16 protein-coding genes and 2 pseudogenes are annotated in these 21,333 nt (G+C 45.7%); 13 read left to right on the forward strand and 5 right to left on the reverse strand.

Translation table 11 applies throughout. The annotated features are described in order from the left end of the window. The first annotated feature begins 98 nt into the window (after positions 1–98). From nrdR to BLS58_RS15420, 9 genes are all read left to right on the forward strand, one after another. Entirely contained in the window at positions 99–581 is a 483-nt protein-coding gene (gene nrdR, locus BLS58_RS15380; protein WP_090399790.1) for a transcriptional regulator NrdR, read from the forward strand. 5 nt (positions 582–586) lie between these two features. Continuing rightward, positions 587–2,011 (forward strand): replication initiation and membrane attachment family protein, encoded by a 1,425-nt coding sequence (locus tag BLS58_RS15385; RefSeq protein ID WP_245723209.1) that lies wholly within the window; start codon positions 587–589, stop codon positions 2,009–2,011. 7 nt (positions 2,012–2,018) lie between these two features. Next, entirely contained in the window at positions 2,019–2,960 is a 942-nt protein-coding gene (dnaI, locus tag BLS58_RS15390) for a primosomal protein DnaI (RefSeq protein WP_090399794.1), read from the forward strand. Positions 2,961–3,040: 80 nt separating this feature from the next. Then, positions 3,041–4,156, forward strand: coding sequence for a cyclic dehypoxanthinyl futalosine synthase (gene mqnC, locus BLS58_RS15395; protein ID WP_090399795.1), 1,116 nt, complete (start codon positions 3,041–3,043; stop codon positions 4,154–4,156). A 174-nt stretch (positions 4,157–4,330) separates the two neighbouring features. Then, positions 4,331–5,185 carry a putative sporulation protein YtxC gene (locus BLS58_RS15400; RefSeq protein ID WP_218126257.1) on the forward strand — a complete coding sequence of 285 codons (855 nt, stop codon included), beginning with the start codon at positions 4,331–4,333 and terminating at the stop codon, positions 5,183–5,185. 130 nt (positions 5,186–5,315) lie between these two features. Continuing rightward, complete coding sequence (locus tag BLS58_RS15405) at positions 5,316–5,981, forward strand: phosphate signaling complex PhoU family protein (protein WP_090399799.1); 666 nt, start codon at positions 5,316–5,318, stop codon at positions 5,979–5,981. After that, a complete protein-coding gene (locus tag BLS58_RS15410) occupies positions 5,962–7,551 on the forward strand; it encodes a Na/Pi cotransporter family protein (protein WP_176764800.1) in 1,590 nt (529 codons plus the stop codon). The genes BLS58_RS15405 and BLS58_RS15410 overlap by 20 nt, the downstream gene beginning before the upstream one ends. A gap of 504 nt (positions 7,552–8,055) precedes the next feature. Further along, positions 8,056–9,978: a threonine--tRNA ligase gene (gene thrS, locus BLS58_RS15415; protein ID WP_090399803.1), complete on the forward strand. Its 1,923-nt coding sequence runs from the start codon at positions 8,056–8,058 to the stop codon at positions 9,976–9,978. A gap of 3 nt (positions 9,979–9,981) precedes the next feature. Further along, positions 9,982–10,401 (forward strand): GNAT family N-acetyltransferase, encoded by a 420-nt coding sequence (locus tag BLS58_RS15420; RefSeq protein WP_090399805.1) that lies wholly within the window; start codon positions 9,982–9,984, stop codon positions 10,399–10,401. Between the two features lie 88 nt (positions 10,402–10,489). On the opposite strand, the gene BLS58_RS15425 is transcribed toward BLS58_RS15420, so the two are convergent. Next, positions 10,490–11,779, reverse strand: a complete 1,290-nt coding sequence (locus tag BLS58_RS15425; protein ID WP_090399813.1) for a uracil/xanthine transporter — start codon at positions 11,777–11,779, stop codon at positions 10,490–10,492. Between the two features lie 179 nt (positions 11,780–11,958). Here BLS58_RS15425 and BLS58_RS15430 point away from each other — a divergent pair, with 179 nt between their 5' ends. Continuing rightward, positions 11,959–13,629, forward strand: a complete 1,671-nt coding sequence (locus BLS58_RS15430) for a PucR family transcriptional regulator (RefSeq protein WP_090399806.1) — start codon at positions 11,959–11,961, stop codon at positions 13,627–13,629. A 54-nt stretch (positions 13,630–13,683) separates the two neighbouring features. On the opposite strand, the gene BLS58_RS15435 is transcribed toward BLS58_RS15430, so the two are convergent. Then, positions 13,684–15,120, reverse strand: coding sequence for a YfcC family protein (locus BLS58_RS15435; protein ID WP_090399808.1), 1,437 nt, complete (start codon positions 15,118–15,120; stop codon positions 13,684–13,686). Positions 15,121–15,568: 448 nt separating this feature from the next. Between BLS58_RS15435 and BLS58_RS15440 the strand changes: the two are divergent. Then, a pseudogene (locus tag BLS58_RS15440) lies at positions 15,569–15,771 on the forward strand (transposase); the annotation flags it as partial. A 1,095-nt stretch (positions 15,772–16,866) separates the two neighbouring features. After that, positions 16,867–17,691 carry an aspartate/glutamate racemase family protein gene (locus BLS58_RS15445; RefSeq protein WP_218126259.1) on the forward strand — a complete coding sequence of 275 codons (825 nt, stop codon included), beginning with the start codon at positions 16,867–16,869 and terminating at the stop codon, positions 17,689–17,691. 810 nt (positions 17,692–18,501) lie between these two features. Here BLS58_RS15445 and BLS58_RS15450 read toward each other — a convergent pair. The 3 genes from BLS58_RS15450 to BLS58_RS15460 form a co-directional block, all read right to left on the reverse strand. After that, entirely contained in the window at positions 18,502–19,152 is a 651-nt protein-coding gene (locus tag BLS58_RS15450) for a transposase (protein WP_176764803.1), read from the reverse strand. Between the two features lie 49 nt (positions 19,153–19,201). Continuing rightward, positions 19,202–19,975, reverse strand: coding sequence for a transposase (locus BLS58_RS15455; protein ID WP_090399811.1), 774 nt, complete (start codon positions 19,973–19,975; stop codon positions 19,202–19,204). A gap of 406 nt (positions 19,976–20,381) precedes the next feature. Then, entirely contained in the window at positions 20,382–21,077 is a 696-nt protein-coding gene (locus BLS58_RS15460; RefSeq protein ID WP_245723208.1) for a solute carrier family 23 protein, read from the reverse strand. 80 nt (positions 21,078–21,157) lie between these two features. Here BLS58_RS15460 and BLS58_RS17300 point away from each other — a divergent pair. Further along, a pseudogene (locus BLS58_RS17300) lies at positions 21,158–21,333 on the forward strand (IS110 family transposase); the annotation flags it as partial.

A 21,333-nucleotide genomic window follows, 5' to 3' on the forward strand; every position in this document is an offset into this window, starting at 1 on the left:
TCAGCGATGGTGTTGAACGTCTTTTTTATGCGTCCACTTCCAAAGTAGGGATCCAAAATGGTATGATAAAACAACATTCACCCGATGGAGATGATTCGATGCGCTGTCCGGTCTGTCAATACAATGGAAGCCGTGTCCTTGACTCGAGACCCCATGACGATCACAAGTCGATTCGCCGACGCAGGGAATGCGAGTCATGTGCTCATCGATTTACCACTTTCGAGGTCGTGGAAGTCACCCCGCTCATCATTGTCAAAAAAGATGGCAACCGGGAAGAATTTAGTCGGGAAAAAATGCTGCGCGGACTGATTCGCGCGTGCGAAAAACGTCCGGTGGCGCTAGAGACACTGGAAAATGTGGTTAATAAGGTGGAGACCGAATTGAGAAGTGACGGTGAGGCCGAAGTACCAAGCCACGCGGTGGGGGAACAAGTCATGAAGCATTTGGCGAAAATTGATGATGTGGCGTACGTCCGTTTTGCCTCGGTTTATCGGCAGTTTAAGGATATCAATGTTTTTATAAGTGAATTGGAAGATTTGATGAACCAAAATGAGGACAATGGGTCGAGAGAGGATGAATAGAGGTGATGCACGTGGATGTGTCGTGGAAACAAGTACTGCCTGTGGATGGTTTTCGTGTGCGTATGACACAGTATCCGGCAGATACGGACAGGCAAGTGCTTACACAACTCTATCAACCTTTGATCGGAGCCCAGGCCACTAATTTTTACCAGACGCTGTATCATCGGTTACCGCACGGGGTTTATCAAAGTGAAGGGTCCACCCATCACGAGCTCATGATTATCATCGGGGAAACATTGACGACGTTGCTGGAAGCTCGTCGGAAACTCGAAGCGGTTGGGCTCCTGAAAACATATGTGAAGGCAGGCACCGGGAGCGAGGATCGTCAATTCATCTATGAAATCCTTCCGCCGATGTCTCCCCGGCAATTTTTTGAAGATGATGTCCTAAGCGTTTTTCTATACAATCGCATCGGAAAAAGTAAATACCGTCGCTTGCGCCAACAGTTTCTCGTCCCTGAAATGGGAAGCGGCTGGACGGAAATGACCGCTTCCTTTAACGACGTGTTCACCTCTCTGCATCCGTCGGAGCTCGTTCCAACCTCTGAACAGTTAGAAGGACAAGCCGATGGACAGCTGGTGACAAACGCCCAGACCAATGGCGTATTCATACAGGAAGATGTCTTCGATTTTGAGCTTTTATATCAGCGTTTACCTTCTTTTTTTAACCGGGATCAGCTTCTGACGGATAAGGTGAAAAAGGCTGTAGGGCGGCTTGCGTTTGTGTATCGGATCGATCCGGCATCCATGAGTCAACTCATTCAGCAAGCACTGGTTGGAGACGAGGAAGTGGATATTGGTATGCTGAGGAAAAAGGTGCAGGAGTGGTACCGGATGTCGTTCGGGCAAACACCGCCGAAACTCGGGTTACGAGTGGACAAGCCGCAGACTCAGGAGAACACCTCCTCAACGGAACCGGTAGATGATGAAAAAGCCACTATTCGTTATTTTGAGATGATCGCACCGTTAACATTGCTGGAAAGTTTTTCGGAACATGGTGCAGAGGTTTCACCTTCTGATGCCAGGTTGGTTGAGTCGCTGCTCTTTGATTATCAGTTGCAGCCAGGTGTGGCGAATGTGCTCATCGATTATGTGATGCGTACTAATAATCGTAAATTAAATGCGAGATATGTGGAGACAATCGCAGGTCATTGGTCGCGAATGAACCTGAAAACAGTCGAAGATGCCATGGAACTGGCAAAACATGAAAATAAGAAAAAACAATGGTCCAACAACCAAAAACAAAATCAGCAAGGAAAGAAAAAGTCCAAACAGGGCAATCAATCGAAAAATCGTTCCCAGCATAAGGAACGTCTGCCGAAGTGGCTAACCGGCGATGTCACGGAAGCCAGTGACGAAGAGAAGCGCAAGCGCGTAAGTGAGGATCGTGAACAAATCCAGACGCTCTTGCAACAGTATCGAAAGGGATGACGCACCGATGGAACCTATACAGTCGTCATTAAAAAAATATATGCAGGAGTCCGGCTGGGAAGAGGCGTTACAGCGGGTCCGACAGGATGTGCTTACAGAAAAGCGCGTCCATGACTGGCTTTTTGCAAATGGCGAAGCGTTGAGTGCAGGGGCCGTTGAACAGGGAATGACGGCCCTCCTTGAGTATAAAAATTCCTGGCAGAATTGTGACCAGTGTCCTGGCCTGGATAAGTGCCCGAACCCCATGACAGGCCACCAACCGGAGCTGTATCCTGAACATGGACAAATTCACATGCGCTATCATCCCTGTCCTTTGCAAAAAGCGGCCACCCGCCGCAGAAAACAGGAAGCACTCGTCAAAAGCTTGTATGTATCGGCTGAATTCAAGAAAGCAACGCTGGAAAATGTCGACATCGATGATACGGATGACCGCCGGTCGACCGCCTTGAAAAAGGCGATTGCCTTTGCCCATGAGGTCGTACCCGGTGAAGAGGGACAAGGGCTGTATTTGCATGGCATGTTCGGTGTCGGAAAAACGTATATGATGGCCGCGATCGCGAACGCCCTGGCGGACCGGCAGATTCAGTCGATGCTCGTCTACGCCCCTGAGTTTTTCCGGGAAATGCGACAAGCCATCGGAGAAGGCAGCGTCGATGAAAAAATCGATGCCGTCAAACGTGTACCTGTGCTCATGCTCGATGATATCGGTGCGGAAACGATGTCGAACTGGATTCGAGACGATGTTCTCGGAGCGATTTTACAGCACCGGATGACGGAAAAACTGCCGACGGTTTATACGTCGAATTGGGATTATGAAGAACTTGAAGCGCATTTTTCCTATTCCAATAAAGGCGGGGAAGAAAGGATGAAAGCGAAGCGTATTATGGAACGCATTCGACCGTTTACGACGGAATTGTATTTATCGGGACGAAATCGTCGGGAGACATAATATCAATCTCTGAAATTCGTCATTTGTTCATTTTTTTGATAGTATATAAATGTAAGACGATGTGTGAAGGAGGATATTCCATGAGCGTCGACGCGATATTGGATAAGGCCGTCGCCGGTGAACGGCTGACGATGGACGATGCTGTTGCCTTATATGAGAGTGACGAGAGTGAGCTGGAGAAGATCGGAGCTGCAGCCAACGAGGTCATGAAAAAATGGCATCCGGATCCCATCACGACTTTTGTGATCGGCCGTAATGTTAACCATACAAACCTTTGTGATACTTATTGCAGATTTTGTGCTTTTTACCGCCCGCCGGGCCATGAAGAAGGGTATGTCCTTTCGGATGAGGAAGTCCTGGACAAAATTCAGCAAACCGTTGATGTAGGCGGGACAGAAATTTTGATGCAGGGAGGGACGAACCCGGATCTCCCTTTTAGTTACTATACTAATTTACTGAGAAAGATTAAGGAACGCTTCCCGGGCATTACGATGCACTCCTTTTCTCCGACAGAGATCTACAAGATGGTGGAAGTGTCGGGATTATCATTGGAGCAAGTGCTCCAGGAACTAAAAGACGCCGGTCTTGATTCTCTTCCCGGCGGGGGTGCGGAAATTTTAACGGAATCCAACCGCAAAAAAGTGAGCCGCCTGAAAGATACATGGACTGAATGGATTGACTGTATGAAACTGGCCAAAAAAACCGGCATGCATGGCACAGCCACGATGGTGATCGGCTTCGGTGAATCCTATCATGAGCGGGCTCTGCATTTGCAACGGGTTCGTGATGCCCAGGATGAGGTGAATCCGTTTTTAGCGTTTATTTCCTGGACCTTCCAGCCGGATAATACCCGCATGAAAGGTGAACGCATTTCACCGAACGGCTATTTGAAAAACGTGGCGATTTCCCGGCTCTTCCTCGATAATGTGCCGAATTTCCAGTCATCCTGGGTCACGATGGGACCGGAAACCGGCAAGCGTTCGCTGCATTTCGGTTGCAACGACTTCGGCAGCACGATGATTGAGGAAAATGTCGTCTCCTCTGCAGGCGCCACCTATAAAGTGAACAATAATCGTGCGCTCGATATCATTCGCGAAGCCGGGAAAACGCCGGCGGTGCGTGATACGAAGTACAATACCCTTCACGTGTTCGCCGAAGATGAACGCGTCAAGAAAGACTTCGTGATGCAAAACTAGAAGGATAGGCATTCCCGTGAGCAGGTGCTTGCGGGATTTATTTGTCAGTTACCGCAGTGACTTCTCCGAAAAACCCTGCATGAAACCAGGAGCCTGCCCATACACATGTTAGCAGAGTGAATGACGTGCATGGATGCGGCATCAAATAGAGCAGAGTTCGGAGGAGGGCTAAGTTTGTTGGCAATTGAGTTTAATCACGATCATGATTGTGCACGTGTATACGCCCGTGTAGAGAAGGAGTTGGCAAAATTAACAGCGTTTCCATCCTTTTCATTGCAATTGCAGCAAAACGAAGATGTGATTCATTGTAGGCATGATGGTTCCGACATGGAGTGGGAGCATGGAATAAGACCGTATATGGCGGCGGTTTTAACCGAAGACATTATGCAAAGATACGAAATATCCTTACTTGAAAAACTCATTAAGAAGCGTTTTCAATTTCGGGATCCTGATGAACGAGAGCAAGTCATGGAACTGGCCAGGGAGTTGCTTGCCGGGGAAAGGCCTGAAATTCCGGAAACACGAAATGCTGCGGAGAGAAAGACTTCTTTATACCAGGCGATTAATGAGTATCTGAGCGATAGTTCTGTTTTTTACTGGAACCCATTTCTTACCTTTTGTACAGGAAATTATGAGCGCTATTTGGCGCGCCTTGCTGAAGTCGTGATCGACGAGTATCAGATGGAACAGGAATATCAGACAGTCGTGGACACACTTCGTTCCTATGTGGAAAGGACCGCCCCTGCCACAAAACACCTTCATTTATGGTATGAGAATAGTGAATACTTTTGGCTGGTGGATGCTAATGGTCATGAATGGGGGCCGGAGAAAAGAATGAAACATACAGAGTCCGCCCTTATTTTCGAAGACGGTTTACAACCAATGGAAATGATTGTCAGCCCGATTGCAAGTATTGCGCCCCAACATCTCTATATTTATACGGCCCAGGATGATGGTGTGATTCAGACTTTGCGTGCGATTTTTCAGGAGAGGTTGAATGTCCGCCCTTTTGAACAATGGGGCTTTTAAAGAGTGCAGGCACATTTCCCGGGAAATAATCCTTATATGTAAACTAAACTTGCAAAATAAAAGGAATTGAAATGAGGGGCTTGTTGAGAGCCTCTTTTTAGTGTAGGAATAATTACAAGGGGGTAACAGGATGTATGAAATGACAAATTTTAGCAGAGAATTAAAAAACATCGAAGCTGATCTCGTCAAAATGGGAGAAGCAGTCGCCGGTCAGTTGGAACAGGTAAAAGATATTCTTCTCGAAGAGCATACAGGACCGGATGTCCAGCGCTTGCTTGAAAAAGACAATGACATCGACGCGTTCGACCGTCATATTCATACATCCATTCTCCATTTAATCAGCCTGCAGCCTCCTCTACCGGAAGAACTGCAAGCCCTAACAACGATGATGCGTATGGCTCGGGAATTTGAGCGGATTGGGGACCAGGTCGTCAACATTGCGGAACTCAAAACCGAAACAGGCGTGGAGGCGTTAAAACACCATGTAAGCGCGACATTCGCCGATGGATACATGCGTATGCAGCAAGTGAGCATGGATATGTTGGCAAGGACGCTGGAAGGGATGCAGTCGCAAACATATAGCGCGGATGAAAGGGTTGAACAGATGGACGAGAACGTTGATGAGTTATTTTCTGACTTGCAACAACAAGTAATCCGGGATATGAAAGCCAATCCGCAACAGCTTGAAAAAGTTGCGCCCCTTTTTCTCGCGATTCGCTACGTGGAACGAATCGCCGATCATGTCGTGAATATTAACCGCAGGCTGGATGGATACGATGAATTGGATCGAAGTTAGCCTGCAACTGCTCGGCGGCCTCGCTATTTTCTTATATGGGATGCATATCGCGAGTGACGGTCTGAGAAAGTCATCGTCCTATCAACTTAACCTATTTCTGCGAAAAGTGACGAAAAATCAATGGTACGGGGCTCTTGCCGGTATAGTGCTCGCGGCGATATTACAGTCTTCGACCGCGGCTACGGTCATGATCGTCGGTTTTGTGAATGCGGGGTTGATCAGTTTGCGCCGGGCGATGGGGGTTCTGCTCGGTTCAGCGGTGGGAACGACGTTTACCGTGCAACTCATCGCTTTTGCGATTACGGATTATGCTCTCGTATTTGTCATTCTCGGTGTGCTCTTGTTTCTTTTTGATTCGCGATTTCGGTCTTATGGTTCGATCGTATTGGGTTTTGGCTTCGTCTTTTTCGGTTTGGACTTGATGACAGGGGCTATGGAGCCGCTGCAGTCGAGTGAACTCTTCAGGGAATCGTTGGTGTTTATCTCTGATTATCCATTGCTTTTTGTACTTGTAGCTGCCGTTTTTACCGCTATCATTCAAAATAGTGCAGCCACGATAGCCCTTTTATTCGCCTTGACAAGCAGTGGATTGATTTCGCTGGAAGCAGCGGTGTATGCGGTTTATGGCGCTAATTTGGGTACGGTCGTTACCGCGATGATCGCCAGTTTGAAAACATCTAAAGATGCCCAAAGAGCAGCGCTCGCCCACGCTATTTTTAAAGCGATTGGTGTTGCGATTTTTATACCCTTTACGCAAATGTTTGTGCAAGTTCTCCCGCTGCTGGGCGGGGATGTCGAGCGTCAGATCGCGAATGCACACACGATATTTAATATCGTAAACATGCTGTTGCTTCTTCCTTTCTGCAATCGTTTCGCGGATTGGATGGTGCGGTTGTTGCCTGAAAAAATGGAACCATCGAAACACGTGAAACATATTGACCGGGACACCGTGCAATTTCCTGCAGTCGGTTTATTGCAGGCGCGCAAGGAACTTGAACGCATGTCGGGCAAAATCCGTGACGATATGTTTCCGCATTTAATCACGATGATCCGGGACGAGAAAACCCGGGCAGCCGTCGTTGAAGAAGAAAAAGTAATCGATCATCTATATAAGGCGATTTATCATCATCTGCAACAAATGATGGAACAGGACTTGAACGACCGGGAATCGGAAGAAGCGTTAAAGCTGCTTTATTTTAACAACGATTTGGAACGAATGGCCAATACCGTAAAGGATATGACCCGGGTGATCGCTAAACTTGATCGTGGCGGGAAAGCATTGAGCGAGTGGGAAAGAACGAAGGTCGCGGAATTATATGAGGAAGTCATGCAAAGCTTCAACGATGCTATTCAAGGGTTTCAGAATCAGGATGAAGAGGTGGCGCTCCGCGTCATCCACAGCAACCCGAAAATTTTGCGCATGGAACGAGAGCTTCGCTATCAACATTTCCACCAGGGGGCAAGCTCGAGCAGCACCGTAAGCGTCGTATTTTCCGACTTGATGAACGGGATGCTGAGGATCCATCAGCACTCGGTGAATATCTCGCATACGTTGCTCGGGATGGTGTAGCAGTCCGGTGCTCTGATGACGACCTAACGGCATGCGTGATCATTAGTTAGGGCGTCAATCTACTCGGTTGACGACCTAACGGCATGTGCGTTCACCAGTTAGGGCGCCAAACGCCCCTGATGACGACCTAACGGCAAGCACGATCACTGGTTAGGGCATCAACCTTCTCTGTCAATAACTATGCTGCACTTGCATTTTCCGATAAACCTCCTTATAATATGGACAACGAACAATAGCACGGAAGAGGACGCGAATATCAGGATACGAATGACAGAGAGAAAAGCCCGCGGCTGAAAGCTTTTTATCGACGGTTCTGATGTTTACCCCCTCGGAGCTGCAACGATGAACGAAGAGTATTCGTTGCCGTCCCCGGGCGTTAACCGGTCCAAGCGTCTTGCTGATCACTCTCGGCAAGGCACGAGGGTGGAACCGCGGGTTAAGCTCGTCCCTTTTTGGGGCGGGCTTTTTTACGCTCTTTCGTGAAAATACAAAGGAGATGACAACATGCCGGAATTAATGTTTCCAGACGGATCCGTACAGGAATTTACTCAGGGAGCGACGCTGGAAGATGTGGCGGCTTCCATAAGTCCAGGCTTAAAAAAACAAGCCGTAGCCGGAAAATTAAATGGCGAACACTTCGATTTACGTGCGCCGTTAAACGATGACGGCAAAGTCGAAATTTTGACGTACAAAGATCAGGAAGGATTGGAAGTGCTCCGCCACAGCACGGCTCACTTGTTGGCGCAAGCGGTCAAGCGCCTGTATCCGGATGCCCAGTTCGGCGTCGGCCCGGTCATTGAAGAGGGCTTTTATTATGACATCGAAGCGGCCTCGACGATTTCACCGGAAGATTTGCCGAAAATCGAAAAAGAGATGCAAAAGATTATCGATGAAAACCATGAGATCGTCCGCAAGGAAGTGTCCCGGGAAGAAGCAAAAGCCTTTTTCGAAAAACAGGGCGATGAGCTGAAACTCGAACTTCTCGATGATATCCCCGAAGGAGAAACCGTATCGCTATATGAACAAGGGGAATTCGTGGACCTTTGCCGCGGTGTTCACGTGCCGGCAACGAGTGATCTGAAAAAATTCAAGCTCATGAACATTTCCGGTGCTTATTGGCGTGGCGACAGTGACAACCAGATGCTGCAACGGATTTACGGGACGGCCTTCCAGAAACAAGGTGAACTCGATGAATACTTGCACCTTTTGCAGGAAAGGAAAGAACGGGACCACCGCAAGCTAGGGAAGGAATTGGATCTTTTTACCATTGATCAACAAGTCGGCCAGGGACTGCCGCTGTGGCTGCCTAAAGGCGCGACCATCCGCCGTACGATTGAACGCTACATCGTGGACCTGGAAGAGCGTCTTGGCTACGATCATGTCTACACCCCGCTGCTTGGAAGTGTGGATCTTTATAAAACATCCGGTCACTGGGAGCACTACCATGACGACATGTTTCCCGCCATGGAGATGGATAATGAAGACCTCGTTTTGCGTCCCATGAATTGCCCGCACCATATGATGGTCTATAAGAACGATTTGCATAGTTACCGTGAACTGCCGCTTCGCATTGCCGAACTCGGTACGATGCATCGCCATGAAATGTCGGGCGCTTTGGCCGGGTTGCAGCGTGTTCGGGCCATGACATTGAATGACGCCCATATTTTCTGTCGTCCCGATCAAATGAAAGACGAGTTTTTACGCGTTGTTGAACTCGTTCAATATGTCTATAAAGATTTTGGTATCAACGACTACTATTTCCGCCTTTCTTATCGGGATCCGGACGATAAGGAAAAATATGTCGATAACGATGAAATGTGGGAGAAAGCACAGGTTCTTTTAAAAGAAGCAATGGACGAGAACAGCGTGGATTATGTCGAAGCTACCGGAGAAGCGGCGTTCTACGGTCCGAAGCTTGACCTGCAAGTAAAAACAGCCCTCGGGAAAGAGGAGACGTTGGCGACGGTTCAACTTGATTTTCACTTGCCGAACCAGTTCGATCTCACCTATATCGGCGAAGACGGCAAAGAACACCGGCCGGTCGTCATTCACCGCGGGGTCGTCTCGACGATGGAACGGTTTGTTGCTTTTCTAATTGAAGAATACAAAGGCGCGTTCCCGACTTGGCTTGCGCCTGTGCAAGTGCAACTGATACCGGTATCGCCGGATGTTCATGGCGGATATATCCAACAGGTAAAAGAAAAACTGCAATTTGCCGGCGTGCGAGTGGAAGCTGATCTCCGCGACGAAAAACTCGGCTACAAAATCCGCGAAGCGCAAACGCAAAAAATTCCTTATACCCTCGTGCTCGGGGATGATGAAAGGAAAGCCGGTTCGGTGAACATCCGCAAATACGGAGAAAAAGAAACGAACACGGAATCGCTGGACGCGTTTGTGGAGCGGATGTCACAAGAGATAGGAAAATAATTTATGCCCGTCGAACGCATCGACTACGAAGAGGCCAAAAAAGCAATGACTACTCATTTGCAAGCCGATACGGAAGCGAAGCGACCGGCGTTCGCCAGCCGCGAGAAAACCCTCGTCTGTTTTGTAATCAAAGATGAGGGTGAGATCGTAGCTGGCATCAACGGTGAGATCTTTTGGCACAATATGCACATCTCGCTTTTCTCCGTGCACGCGTCCTACCGTGGTCGCGGGTGCGGGAGCCAATTATTGCAAAAAATGGAAGCGGAAGCGGTGAACCATTCTTGCCGCATGATGTACCTGGAAACGTTAAGTTGGCAAGCACCGGATTTCTACAAAAAGCACGGATTTGAGATCGTTGGAAAGCTGGACGGGTATCCGATCGCAGGCGAATGCCAATACTATATGCGAAAATTGTTGGTTTAATGGAGGACGCAAAAGTGATCCTTCATTCCGGCGAAAGAGTTTCTTCATAAAAAACCCACTCGTTAAAAGTGGGTTTTTTGATATCGAGTTAAATTCGGTCCCAAGGAATGGCCATTTCCAAAACAATGGCAAGCATGAGTCCAACAAGGAGCCCATTGGATAATAAAGGTTGCCATAGTTCAGGCAGTGATGAAAAATAAGTTCCCGGCATGGTCATTATGATCACACCCGTAAATACAGGGATAGCCGTTCGGTAAACGTTTGTGCTTGTAAAGTTCATTTGTTTGAAGAAACCAAAGGCAGACAAAAACAATTGTAAATACGCGACAAATAACACTGCACTTCCAATGCTTAACGGGATGGTTGCAAAGATGCTCGCGAATAAAGGGACAACACCGACGGAAACAAACATAATACCAGCAAGCACAAACGGCAGCCTTTGCAATATTCTAGTCTGGCTTAAAAAACCAATAGAAGAGACATATGGGGCGTATGGAATGAGACCAATTATGCCCGCTATCGTGGTAGTAACGCCTGTAATTGAAAAAGAACGCCTATAGTCACTTTTGGTAGTGCTGATATCGTACATCGGCTCCGTCCCTTTAAGAGAACCAAACGTATTGGCGAGATTTAAGATACCGGTAACAACAGCCGTTAAAATGATTCCCCAATGAAAGTCCGGTGTACCAAGAATAAAGATATCAAATTGAAACCCGGTTATATTTGTCATCGTTGCTTCCGTCGAAAAAATCATATTATAGGCGAACCAACCAATCAGTATACCGATTAATAATCCGTACGGTCGATATTTTGCCGGTGCTTTGACGCTTATGAAAATGACGATCAGAACGATGATTATGGATAACAGCGAAACAGGAAGATTGATAGCCACTTCGGAGTCTGATGTCTCGTTTCCAAAGGGAACCCCGAGCATACCTTGAAGGAAGATTCCAAGAATTTGGCAACCAAAAAGGAACATAAAAACGCCCATAACATTTGGGGTGAACATTCTCGATAGGAGCGGTCCCAAACCGGTAATACCAATCATCAATGTGAGTATACCGGAAATTATAATCCCGACAATAAGGCTACCTCCGACAGTTGCAATTGGAATCCCTTGAGCCGGGGCAATGGCCGCAAGAGACAACATTACGCCCCACCATAACCCCGATTGCCCTTCCATAATCGCGCGTTTATGTCCGATGCCGGCCTGGATCATGCAAGCAATCCCTGTCACGATAAAGGAATACTGCATCAACGTCACTATACTTTCTTGCGATAGAGAGAAAGCAGCGCCGATGGTGATTGGGATAACGACTGTGTTTGTAAACATGAAAAAAAGCCATTGAACCCCTGACACCCAAGGTCTTAATTTCATAAATTGTGCCACATCATTGCCTCATTTCTTTTTAAAGACAGCGATAAAAGTATAAATTTCTTGATAATTTTGCAATTCTAGCGTAACTGGATGACCGAAAAAAAACATTGTTGTCTTCTACTAAAAAATGTATAATTTATTGTATAGATTAAACAAACTCTGATGAAAGGTGCTTTCGTATGAAGAGCGTTAACGATTTATTTTTGATCGAAAGTTTAAAAAACAGCACCGTCATGGCAGGACATCGCGGTCTGACGAGAAGCGTACAATCGGTCAATATTTCGGACACCCCGGATGCCATCGATCACTTAAATGAACATGAACTTTTGCTGACGACCGGATACGCTTTCAAGGGGGAGCCGGAGGCGCTTTGCCGTCTGATTGAACAAATGAATGACCGGAACTGTTCTGGTATCATCGTTAAACTTGATCGATACTTATATACTTTACCGGAAGAAGCAAAAATCGTGGCCGATTCGCTTTCATTACCCGTTATTCATTTGCCGTTGGATTATAAGTTAGGGGAGCTATCTCAAAACGTTTTAAACTTATTGAATGATGCACGAGCAGAGCAATTATACTACGCCATGGATTTACATCAAAAATTTTCAGATATGATGATTAAAGGCTATACCCTTCAATCGCTTATCAAACAAGTCAGCTATTATATTAAGAGGCCTTTATTACTCGCTGATCACCGTGGGGAAATAAAATGCCTCAGTCAACCCTACGCTTCATCGGAAGAAGTTCGCTTGGATAAGCCTAAACAAACGACGATAACGAATACGATAAAACAAGATCTGGCGCTTGCTCGAAAAGGGGCGACATTTTTCATAGAAGAGAATAACATCGGCAGTATCACGACGTTTCCGATTCAGACAAAAAGACTTCAGCCGAATATGTTGATTATTTCAGATGCGGTCACGTTGGCATACCCATTATCGGAGACCGCCATTGAACAAGCGGCAAATGTAATTTCTTTTACGATTTTAAAAGACCATGCCATTGAAGAAAATTTGCAAATTATAAAAAACAATTTTTTTACGGATCTCATCGAAAAACGATTCGACACTGACTCAGAGATTGAAAGTCGTTGTGCATATTATGGATTGCGTCAAGATGCTTTTTATCTTATGATTTTATGTCAAGCGAACGGAGAGAAAAAAGCGCATTGGTCCTTGCAGAGGGAAAAAGAAATCGCGGAAATACAACAACTGATTTTTGAAAACATGGAAGATGCAATGCTTTCTTACGCATTTGACGGCGTTTTATTTTCACAAGAATCCTATGTAGCGACTGTCCTTCAATTTGACACATATAACGACGACGTCCTCGGGAACGTGAAGGGTTTTTTACGAAATATACAAAACCACGTTTTACAACAAGGGATTAATCTTTCTTTCGGGGTTAGTAATTACGTACAAAAATTGCAAGCACTCCCAAATGCGTATCATGAAGCATCTGATGCGCTGCAAAGCGGTTATATGAACGAAAACGAACCATTTATTCACGTTTATAAAGTTCGGGAGTTGTTGGAGTTGTTTCAAATGGTTCCCCTAAAAAATCTTCATGAGTTTTACCGCCATACGCTAAAAGCATTCGCAACAGAAGATACGAAAGAAGTGAATGAATTAATGAAAACAACGAAGGTTTACCTGGATACCCAATGCGAGATCTCTGAAACGTCTCGTAAACTTTTTGTTCATCGCAATACGGTGAAATACCGAATTGAGAAAATTGAATCGATTCTTGACTGTTCCTTAAGGGACCCTTCTGATTCATTGCGTATCCGAACTGCTTTATTGGTGGAGAAGTTGCTGAAAAATGCCAGTATACATGAAGAATTATGAAGATAAACAAAACGGCTAGTTTTTAATACTAGCCGTTTCACATGATGTTAAATATCACCCAGTCCACTGAATCATGTAAGCAAAAATGAGAAAAGCACTAGCTACTGCCATATAAATAAGGAAGAGTGGGAAAAAGAAACGAACCCATTTTCCCCAGCTAACTCCAGCAATAACGAGGGCGGCCATGAAATGACCGGAAGTCGGAAATAGAATTTGTGCAAAGCCGTCGCCGAATTGGTAAGCTAAGACAGCTGTTTGCCTGGTAACTCCTGCAATGTCGGACAGTGGTGCCATGATTGGCATAGTAACAAGGGCTTGGCCACTGCCGGATGGAATAAAGAAATTTATGGTCATTTGTACGTACTGCATGCTTACTGCTGAAAATGCTCCCGGCAATTGCCCTACAATTCCGCCTAAACCAAAAACAATCGTGTCCAGGATTTGGCCATCTTCCATTACTACGGAAATAGCACGAGCGAGCCCTATAACAATCGCCCCCACCAGTATTTCACGGAAACCTTCGGTAAATGCTTCGCAAATATTCGTGATAGAAAGACCGGCGATTAACCCCACAATGACCCCTATAAATATAAATAACCCGGATATTTCCATCATAAACCAACCAAATTGCAGAATCCCGAAAACAAGTATCCCAAAGAAAATGGGTAATGTCCATATGGCTACCTTCTGCCGCTTTGACAAGGTTTTAGGCTCTTTTGTTAGTTCATCTTTATAAAGTTCACGCTTTTCCTTATCATCGTCATATACAAGGCTTGACTGAGGGTTTGCTCGAACCTTTTTAGCATAGCGTGCGATATACCAACAACCTATGATGACAATAACAACGAAGACAACAACTCGCATGCCTATTCCGGAATACAACTCAAGGCCTGATACTTGTTGGGGTAATCCTACCGTCCCCGGATTCGTTAAACCGGCAGTGAAGCCTAGACAAGTTGATACCAACGCAATGGCTGCCGCTGTCATGGAATCATAACCAAGTGAGATCATCAGTGGTATCAAGACAGGAATATATACGAGTGAAAGTTCAGGTGTTCCAATTATTGTTGCAATCATGGCAAAGATTGTTATCAAAACGGGAACTATCATGAGACTCTTTGTCTGAAATTTACGTGCTAGACGTTCGACTCCAATCTCAATGATGCCGGTATGCCGGAGAACCATGAAAGCACCGCCGATAATAAATGTAAAGAATACAATTTCGCTCGCGTCAATCAAACCTCTAGGGATTGCGAACATAAAGTCCGTCAGTGTGACAGGTGAAGCTTCGACTTGTGTGAAGGAGTCCGGGTCGATGGCCTCTTGTCCGTTTGGACCTGGAACTCGGTCATATTCGCCCGCAGGAATAATGTAAGACATAATGGCTCCTGCGGCAGCTAAGATAAATAATATTACATAAATGTGAGGCAGTTTCATTGTTCTTTTCTTTTTGACTTGATGCTGTTCTTCCGGTTTCGGTGATGTTTGCATGTTAAAACCTCCTTGCCAATTTTAGCACCTTTGCTTTATGCTACATTTGACTTTGGGGTAGATTGATGATTTTCGGATTTGATTTTGAGTTTTCAAAAATTTAATTTGAAAACGTAGTGGCTAGGTTCATAAAACTAAGACAAAACAATACCTTTTCTTCTCCATAACAGGCTTTTGAATGCATCCTATAAACAAAATGCGCGATTATATAGCTTTAATTTGAAGGCGATTTCAACTCTTTCCTGCATAGCATTGTAGCATTTGAGTAAGAGTGCCTCGTAGGAAATAGTATCTTAAGACGTTAATCACTTCACCTCCTAAAAATATGACTGTATTCTAATGCTCATCTGTTTATATAGATAGTGAGTATATTAACTCTATCCAAAGCGTATGTCATTATTACATCTGGCTAAATATATGATTTTTATTTGTTAATTTTGATAATAGACTCGGAGGTTGGCTGCTCACGCTTTGTTTTCCGGAAGAACAAAAGCATGCAAATCCAAACCATACGATCAAAAGTCATTAAAGTGGCAAGCAAACTAGTGAAATCAGGGCCGTTCGTTTTACTTTAAATTGTCTTCAAGTTTTGTCTATGAAACCTTTTTCTGGAATGTGCTCAATCGTATTCAAAGGCTAAAACTAGAATGACATGCGATCGCTCCACATTTTTTAAAAGCCATTTCAAGACTAAGGGAGACGTATGTCCAAAAAAGGCCATTTTTCAGCGTTTGACGCTATGCGTTATCACAATGTTAGTTATCACACCACATTTTTTGAGCACAAAACGAAAAAATCATGAGCTTTGATGCTTATTCATGCATGCTTTTACTTGGAGGTATGAATAATTCAGGTTTGTATGTCGTATTTATTTCATACATTATATGGTCATATTAGATAATATAAAGCTTCATTTTTAGCCAATGATCATAATGACAGACTTATCAGATAGCGCTATCATAATCGTATATTTACTTACTAGTGTGTATCCTTTTAAGGGGGTGACAGGAATCATTGTCGTAACACCTATTGCGCAGGTTGTCGCTTGATTTCGTATGATAGGTTCGACCATATGTCGCGTCCGAACACCCGCAACTTCCGACGGTTCTGGGATTTGTCAAAGCCATTCGATTTCATTTTCTTCCCGTTTGGACAGATGGGAATATCCTCGGAGAAATTTGAATATCACTGCCCGTTTCGATGTTCGTCTTGCTTCGTTTGTTCAAATCGATGAAAGCATCAGCCTCGGCGAATGCCGAGAGGCTATATAAATACGAGGAGGTGAACATATTGAGCCGGAAACCTCATCCCAAAGAAAGAATTTATATTCATAATATTTAAAGGATACAAAATATGAAGTGGAAGGCTTATGAGCCATGCGTAATGAGGGAGAACGAGAATTAATTGCAACCTTTATAACGATATTGTTCTGTTAAAGATAAAAATTTAAAAACAATTGCAAAAAGGAAAAAACAAAATGAAGCTTTGCGCATGAGGTAAGGAATGATGGTAACACTTGCTAAAACCTAGCACCGATTTTTTCGCCGTCTTTATCGGTGTATTGACGCCTTAAACAGTGTTCGCAATGCTTTTCATCAATATGATAGAGACCTGTCCCCATCGAAGGTCACACCCCAAAAATATGGAACTATTATTCCAAAATTGAAATCCCTAAACTCAAAACACGGTGACAGCGGTTATAAGCTACATCAGTACCTGTTCGGTTACCTTTTAGGAGGAATTTTCGTGAGCTACCGTCCATATCGATCTTCTCGACCGAAGTTCTCAGCTGGTCGCCGAGTCCTGGCTGGTTTGACCATGCTCGTGTTTTTGCTGACCAGCTGCGCAGGTGCCGACGACAGTACACAGGGCGACAGTACACAGTCGAGCACTTCCGAAACAGCTAACACCATCGTTCTCATCAATCCGAACTCCAATGAAGACTCGACCCGCTCGATGGCCGACCTCGCCGAGGCGGAGGCCGACGGCGTCGCAAATGTTGAGGGAGTCAGTAATGAAGATGCTCCACCGCTGCTGGAGACACCTCAGGATATGGAAGAAGCGGCGCCTGGCGTAGTGGAGCTCGGCGTAGAAGCCGCGGAAGATGAGAACGTTGCCGCCATTATCGTCTCAGCCTTCAGCGATCCAGGGCTTGAGGAATTGCGCGAGGAGGTCGATGTCCCGGTGTTCGGCATCGGTGAAGAGTCATTTCATGCCGCCGCGCAGGACGACCGGAAGTTCAGCATCGCAACTATCACGCCGGACGAGGACTTGGTCGAGTCGTTCCAGGAGAGAGCCGAGTCGTTTGGTTATTCGCATCTGTATCAGGGTGTCAGGGTCACGCCCGGGGACCCTGATGAACTGGATGAGTCACCGGAAGAACTTGACGCGGCGCTAACTGAAGCGGTACAGGAGTCCATCAGTTCGGAAGGCGCCGAAGCGGTAATCATGGGTGGCGGGCCGCTGTCGGAGCCTGCTCTCAGAATAGAGGAGGAATTCGAGGAGCCTTTGGTGGTCCCTGTCATCGCGGCAACTGATGAAGCGCTCGACGTCGTCAACGAGACAGAATAGGTATAGTTCCTTCAGCTCCATAACACAATGAGGTGGTCTCAAGAAGATCTCGTGTGCTGTCGGGACTGGTGATGTGTACGGGTGCCCAGTAAGGACAGTCATGGAGTCCCCTTGTAGAAGATGTATCGCGTCAAAGATCATCTCCACTACGAGGCTCCACTGCTTACCTATGGTGCCACGCTCGACGTCTCGAGGGAATTGGCTATCTTCCTGGCCCAGTTGTTGGCCGATAAGCGTGAGTATCAACTGCGCCCACAGGAATGCCAGAACGCACAACCCTGTCTCCACGTTGAATTCCAACGACACCTTGCCAGGTCAGGTCGTCGGTGCCAAGCAAATTGGTGAGTGTGTCCCTACCACGCCAGTGAAGACGAAGGTGGCGATCCAGGCCGCGGGTGGTCAAACACAAAAATCGCCCTATGGCTACTCAAACGGCCCCAACACGCCAGCTGGCCCCAACCGCGCCGAGAACCACCGCACTCACGACGATACAAACACCTAACTAAACGGTATTGTCCTTAGCTCGGGTCTCAGCCCGAGCTACTTGTGCTATCTCAAAACCTTTGGTATATGAAAGTTGAGAGAATGGTGTAAATAAACTTCCCCCAACAACGTCATAATAGGCATAGAGGGTTTCGTTGTAATCAGGGAAATTTGTCATTTTCGGAACATATTCTACGTATTTAACAATAGGTTAGCACCCAAAAACTATGGTTTTAAGGTTCACTCAAAGTCTTTTCCAACAAAAGTGAGCCGCGTTTTAGAGTTCAAAAGGGTATTTTTTCTTTGAAAAAAATCACCCCATCCCCTCTATATGGTGGCTGGAGCCATCTTTTTAAGGTGTTTCGTGCATCTTTTGAAGTTTTGGGCAATGATTGAGGCATATAACCAGATTTTTGGACGTACGCGTCCCCTGACAGGCAAATCCTCCAATCGATAGGCCCATTTTAATACAGATGGCACACCTTCGACACTCGCCTGAAAGTTGGAAAGATCCTGGTGCCTTTTTGTTCCAATTTTGGCGCGCGTTTGGTCGGTCCGTCTTTTGGTTTCGCTAAACGAAACGTGGTAGGCTTTCTTTTGCTCTTTGACTTGGCACTGGTTGAGTAGAGGGCATTGCTCGCAATGGTCTTTGTAAAATTTGGCTGTGTATATCTCTTTCTCGGCATCGTAGATGGCAAAGGTTGGCTCATAGCCTTGTGGACATCTTGTGATCTCACCTGTTTCGGGATCAATCTCAAATTGATCGACCCCTATATAGTCATCGGAAACAGGACCACCTGTCATCTTTGAAAAGTTGATTTCAAGGTCTTTTCCATCTGCGTGCTTCACCGTTTCCTGGCGATAGTAAGCGCCGTCAACAGCTAGTGTGTCAATCTCGTCGGCCAAAGGGTGCTCTTTGACAAAGTCCTCGCCAAATTGGGCATCACTATGGGTGTTCTCTTTCAAGTCGGCATGCATAATAAGCCCTGTTTCTTGTTCAGGGTCATGAACTTCGACAAGATTTAGGCTATTGCCCGATATGATGGTCGCCGCCTTTATGACGAAAGGTTGCGTCAGGGTCCGATGGGTTTTGAAGGACACGAGAAGATAATTTTGATCCCTCGATCGGAACAGCGACACCGTCCTCTGTCTCAATGGATTGTTCTTGAAGGAGTCGCGACAGGTGCGCAAAAGCATCCGTATCAAGAGCTACGGATGTATCTTTAACCCACGCGTGCAAGTCATACGCCTGATAAATGAGGGATTCCAGTTTAGATGCTTCCTCTGCCGATTTGGTTTTATATATGGTTTGGTTCTTATGGCCTTTCTCAAGGTATGCCAAATAAGACTCAGGGATATCCAATCCCGGAACCTTGTTTACTTCCTTGACCATGTTACGAATCACCGTATAAACCAACTCAATGCGTGTCATTTTCTTGCAGGAACTGTCGAGCATCGTGGAATCCATGCGTGCCAGCGATTTATTTAAAGACAGAAAATCGGCCATCTTTTCAGCGAGCGATTCCATTTCTTGTTGGAGGAGGTTTTCTCCCGTTTGGAGTTCATGTTCAACCAGGCGACATCTAAAGTTAGATATGGTATTGACACAGAGACGTTCCTTATCTGCATTTGCCTCCAGACCCAAAGCATATTGAAACCGATAATCAAAATAAAGAGATCCAATCAACTCTTCGTCAGAAAGCAAGTTCTGTTGCTTGAGGATAAGCAAACCAACCAGTACATTCACTGGCTTGTTTGGGGGCTGGCCTTTCGCTATATAATACGGAAAAACGTTCTTCATCAATTTGCGTAAGAATAAGACGATAAAAATCCTCGGCCTAGCTTTTTTTTAGGATTTCAACAACATAGTCCGGAAATGCTTGATCCTGATCGAAGAGTGTTTTTTGTACATGTTTGTCTCCTGGCTTGAACATGGTAGAACCTCCAACATCGTAGTCTGTCTCTATTATAATCGATTTTTCGGTCTAATTGGTGGAAAATCTGGACCTTTTTGGGTGAGAACCAGTAATTGACTAAATGTATACTGAACAATTGTTGTATATGATCAAAAAGGAAAAAAGTTATGCGTGAACATATAGGTTGTAAAAAATGTATAATACCTTGAATTGCCATTAAAACTCCTCCAAAGAGACGCTTGTCTCTCTGGGGGAGAATGTGAATTATATTCAAACTGGGACTCATAGGCGTTATCCGCCGGCCTTTGTTGATGTGGGAGGATCATTTGTTGCGTGTTCCGTTTTGTCGGGACCATTAAGCAATAAATTCAAAGTGAACAACGTGATGGTTCCCATGACGATACCGTTTCCGACAATGAGCGTAATATTATCAGGGTAAGCGGCTAAAACCTCTTCCGCGCCTTCGATCGCTAAAGCGATTCCTAAACCGACAGCAATAACGAGTTGATTCGTTCCCTTTGTCAAATCTGATCGGTTGATCATCCGCAGTGAGGTAGCAATCAACATTCCGAACATGGGGATCATCGCGCCTCCAAGGACCGGCCTGGGGATCATGGAAGCGAGAGCGGATACTTTGGGAAAAAGGCCCAATATCAGAAGAATGATGCCGGCCGCAATTAGTACATAGCGGCTTTTAACGCCCGTAAGGGCAACTAAACCTACGTTTTGTGAAAAAGTAGAATGGGTGAAGGAATTAAAGATTCCACTGATAAACCCACCAACCCCTTCCGCTCTCAGTCCTTTTTTAATGTCATGACCGGTTAACTTGCGATCAGTAATTTCGCCAAGGGCAAAAAAGGCGCCAATACTTTCGATCATAATAATGATGGCAACAATGGTCATCGTTATAATCGCTGACAATTCAAAGGTGGGCATTCCGAAAAAGAAAGCATTCCTGTTAGGTGAAATTTTGGGCTTTGAACACAAAAGAGCCTCCTTGGTATAGTGCGGAGTAGACGATGAATGATCATCGAATCTCGAATTTAGGGAACCAAGGAGGACTCATCATGAATTATACACAAAATGAAAAGCTCGCTCAAATCACCCCGGAAACACTTATCATTGGCGTCGACATTGCTAAGAACAAACATGTTGCTCGTGCCATTGATGATCGCGGTTTCGAGTTTGGGAAACGCATCAATTTCACCAACGACCTTGAAGGTTTTGAGACGTTTCTAAGATG

This window comes from Natribacillus halophilus (assembly GCF_900100185.1).
GTDB classification, from domain to species: domain Bacteria; phylum Bacillota; class Bacilli; order Bacillales; family Marinococcaceae; genus Natribacillus; species Natribacillus halophilus.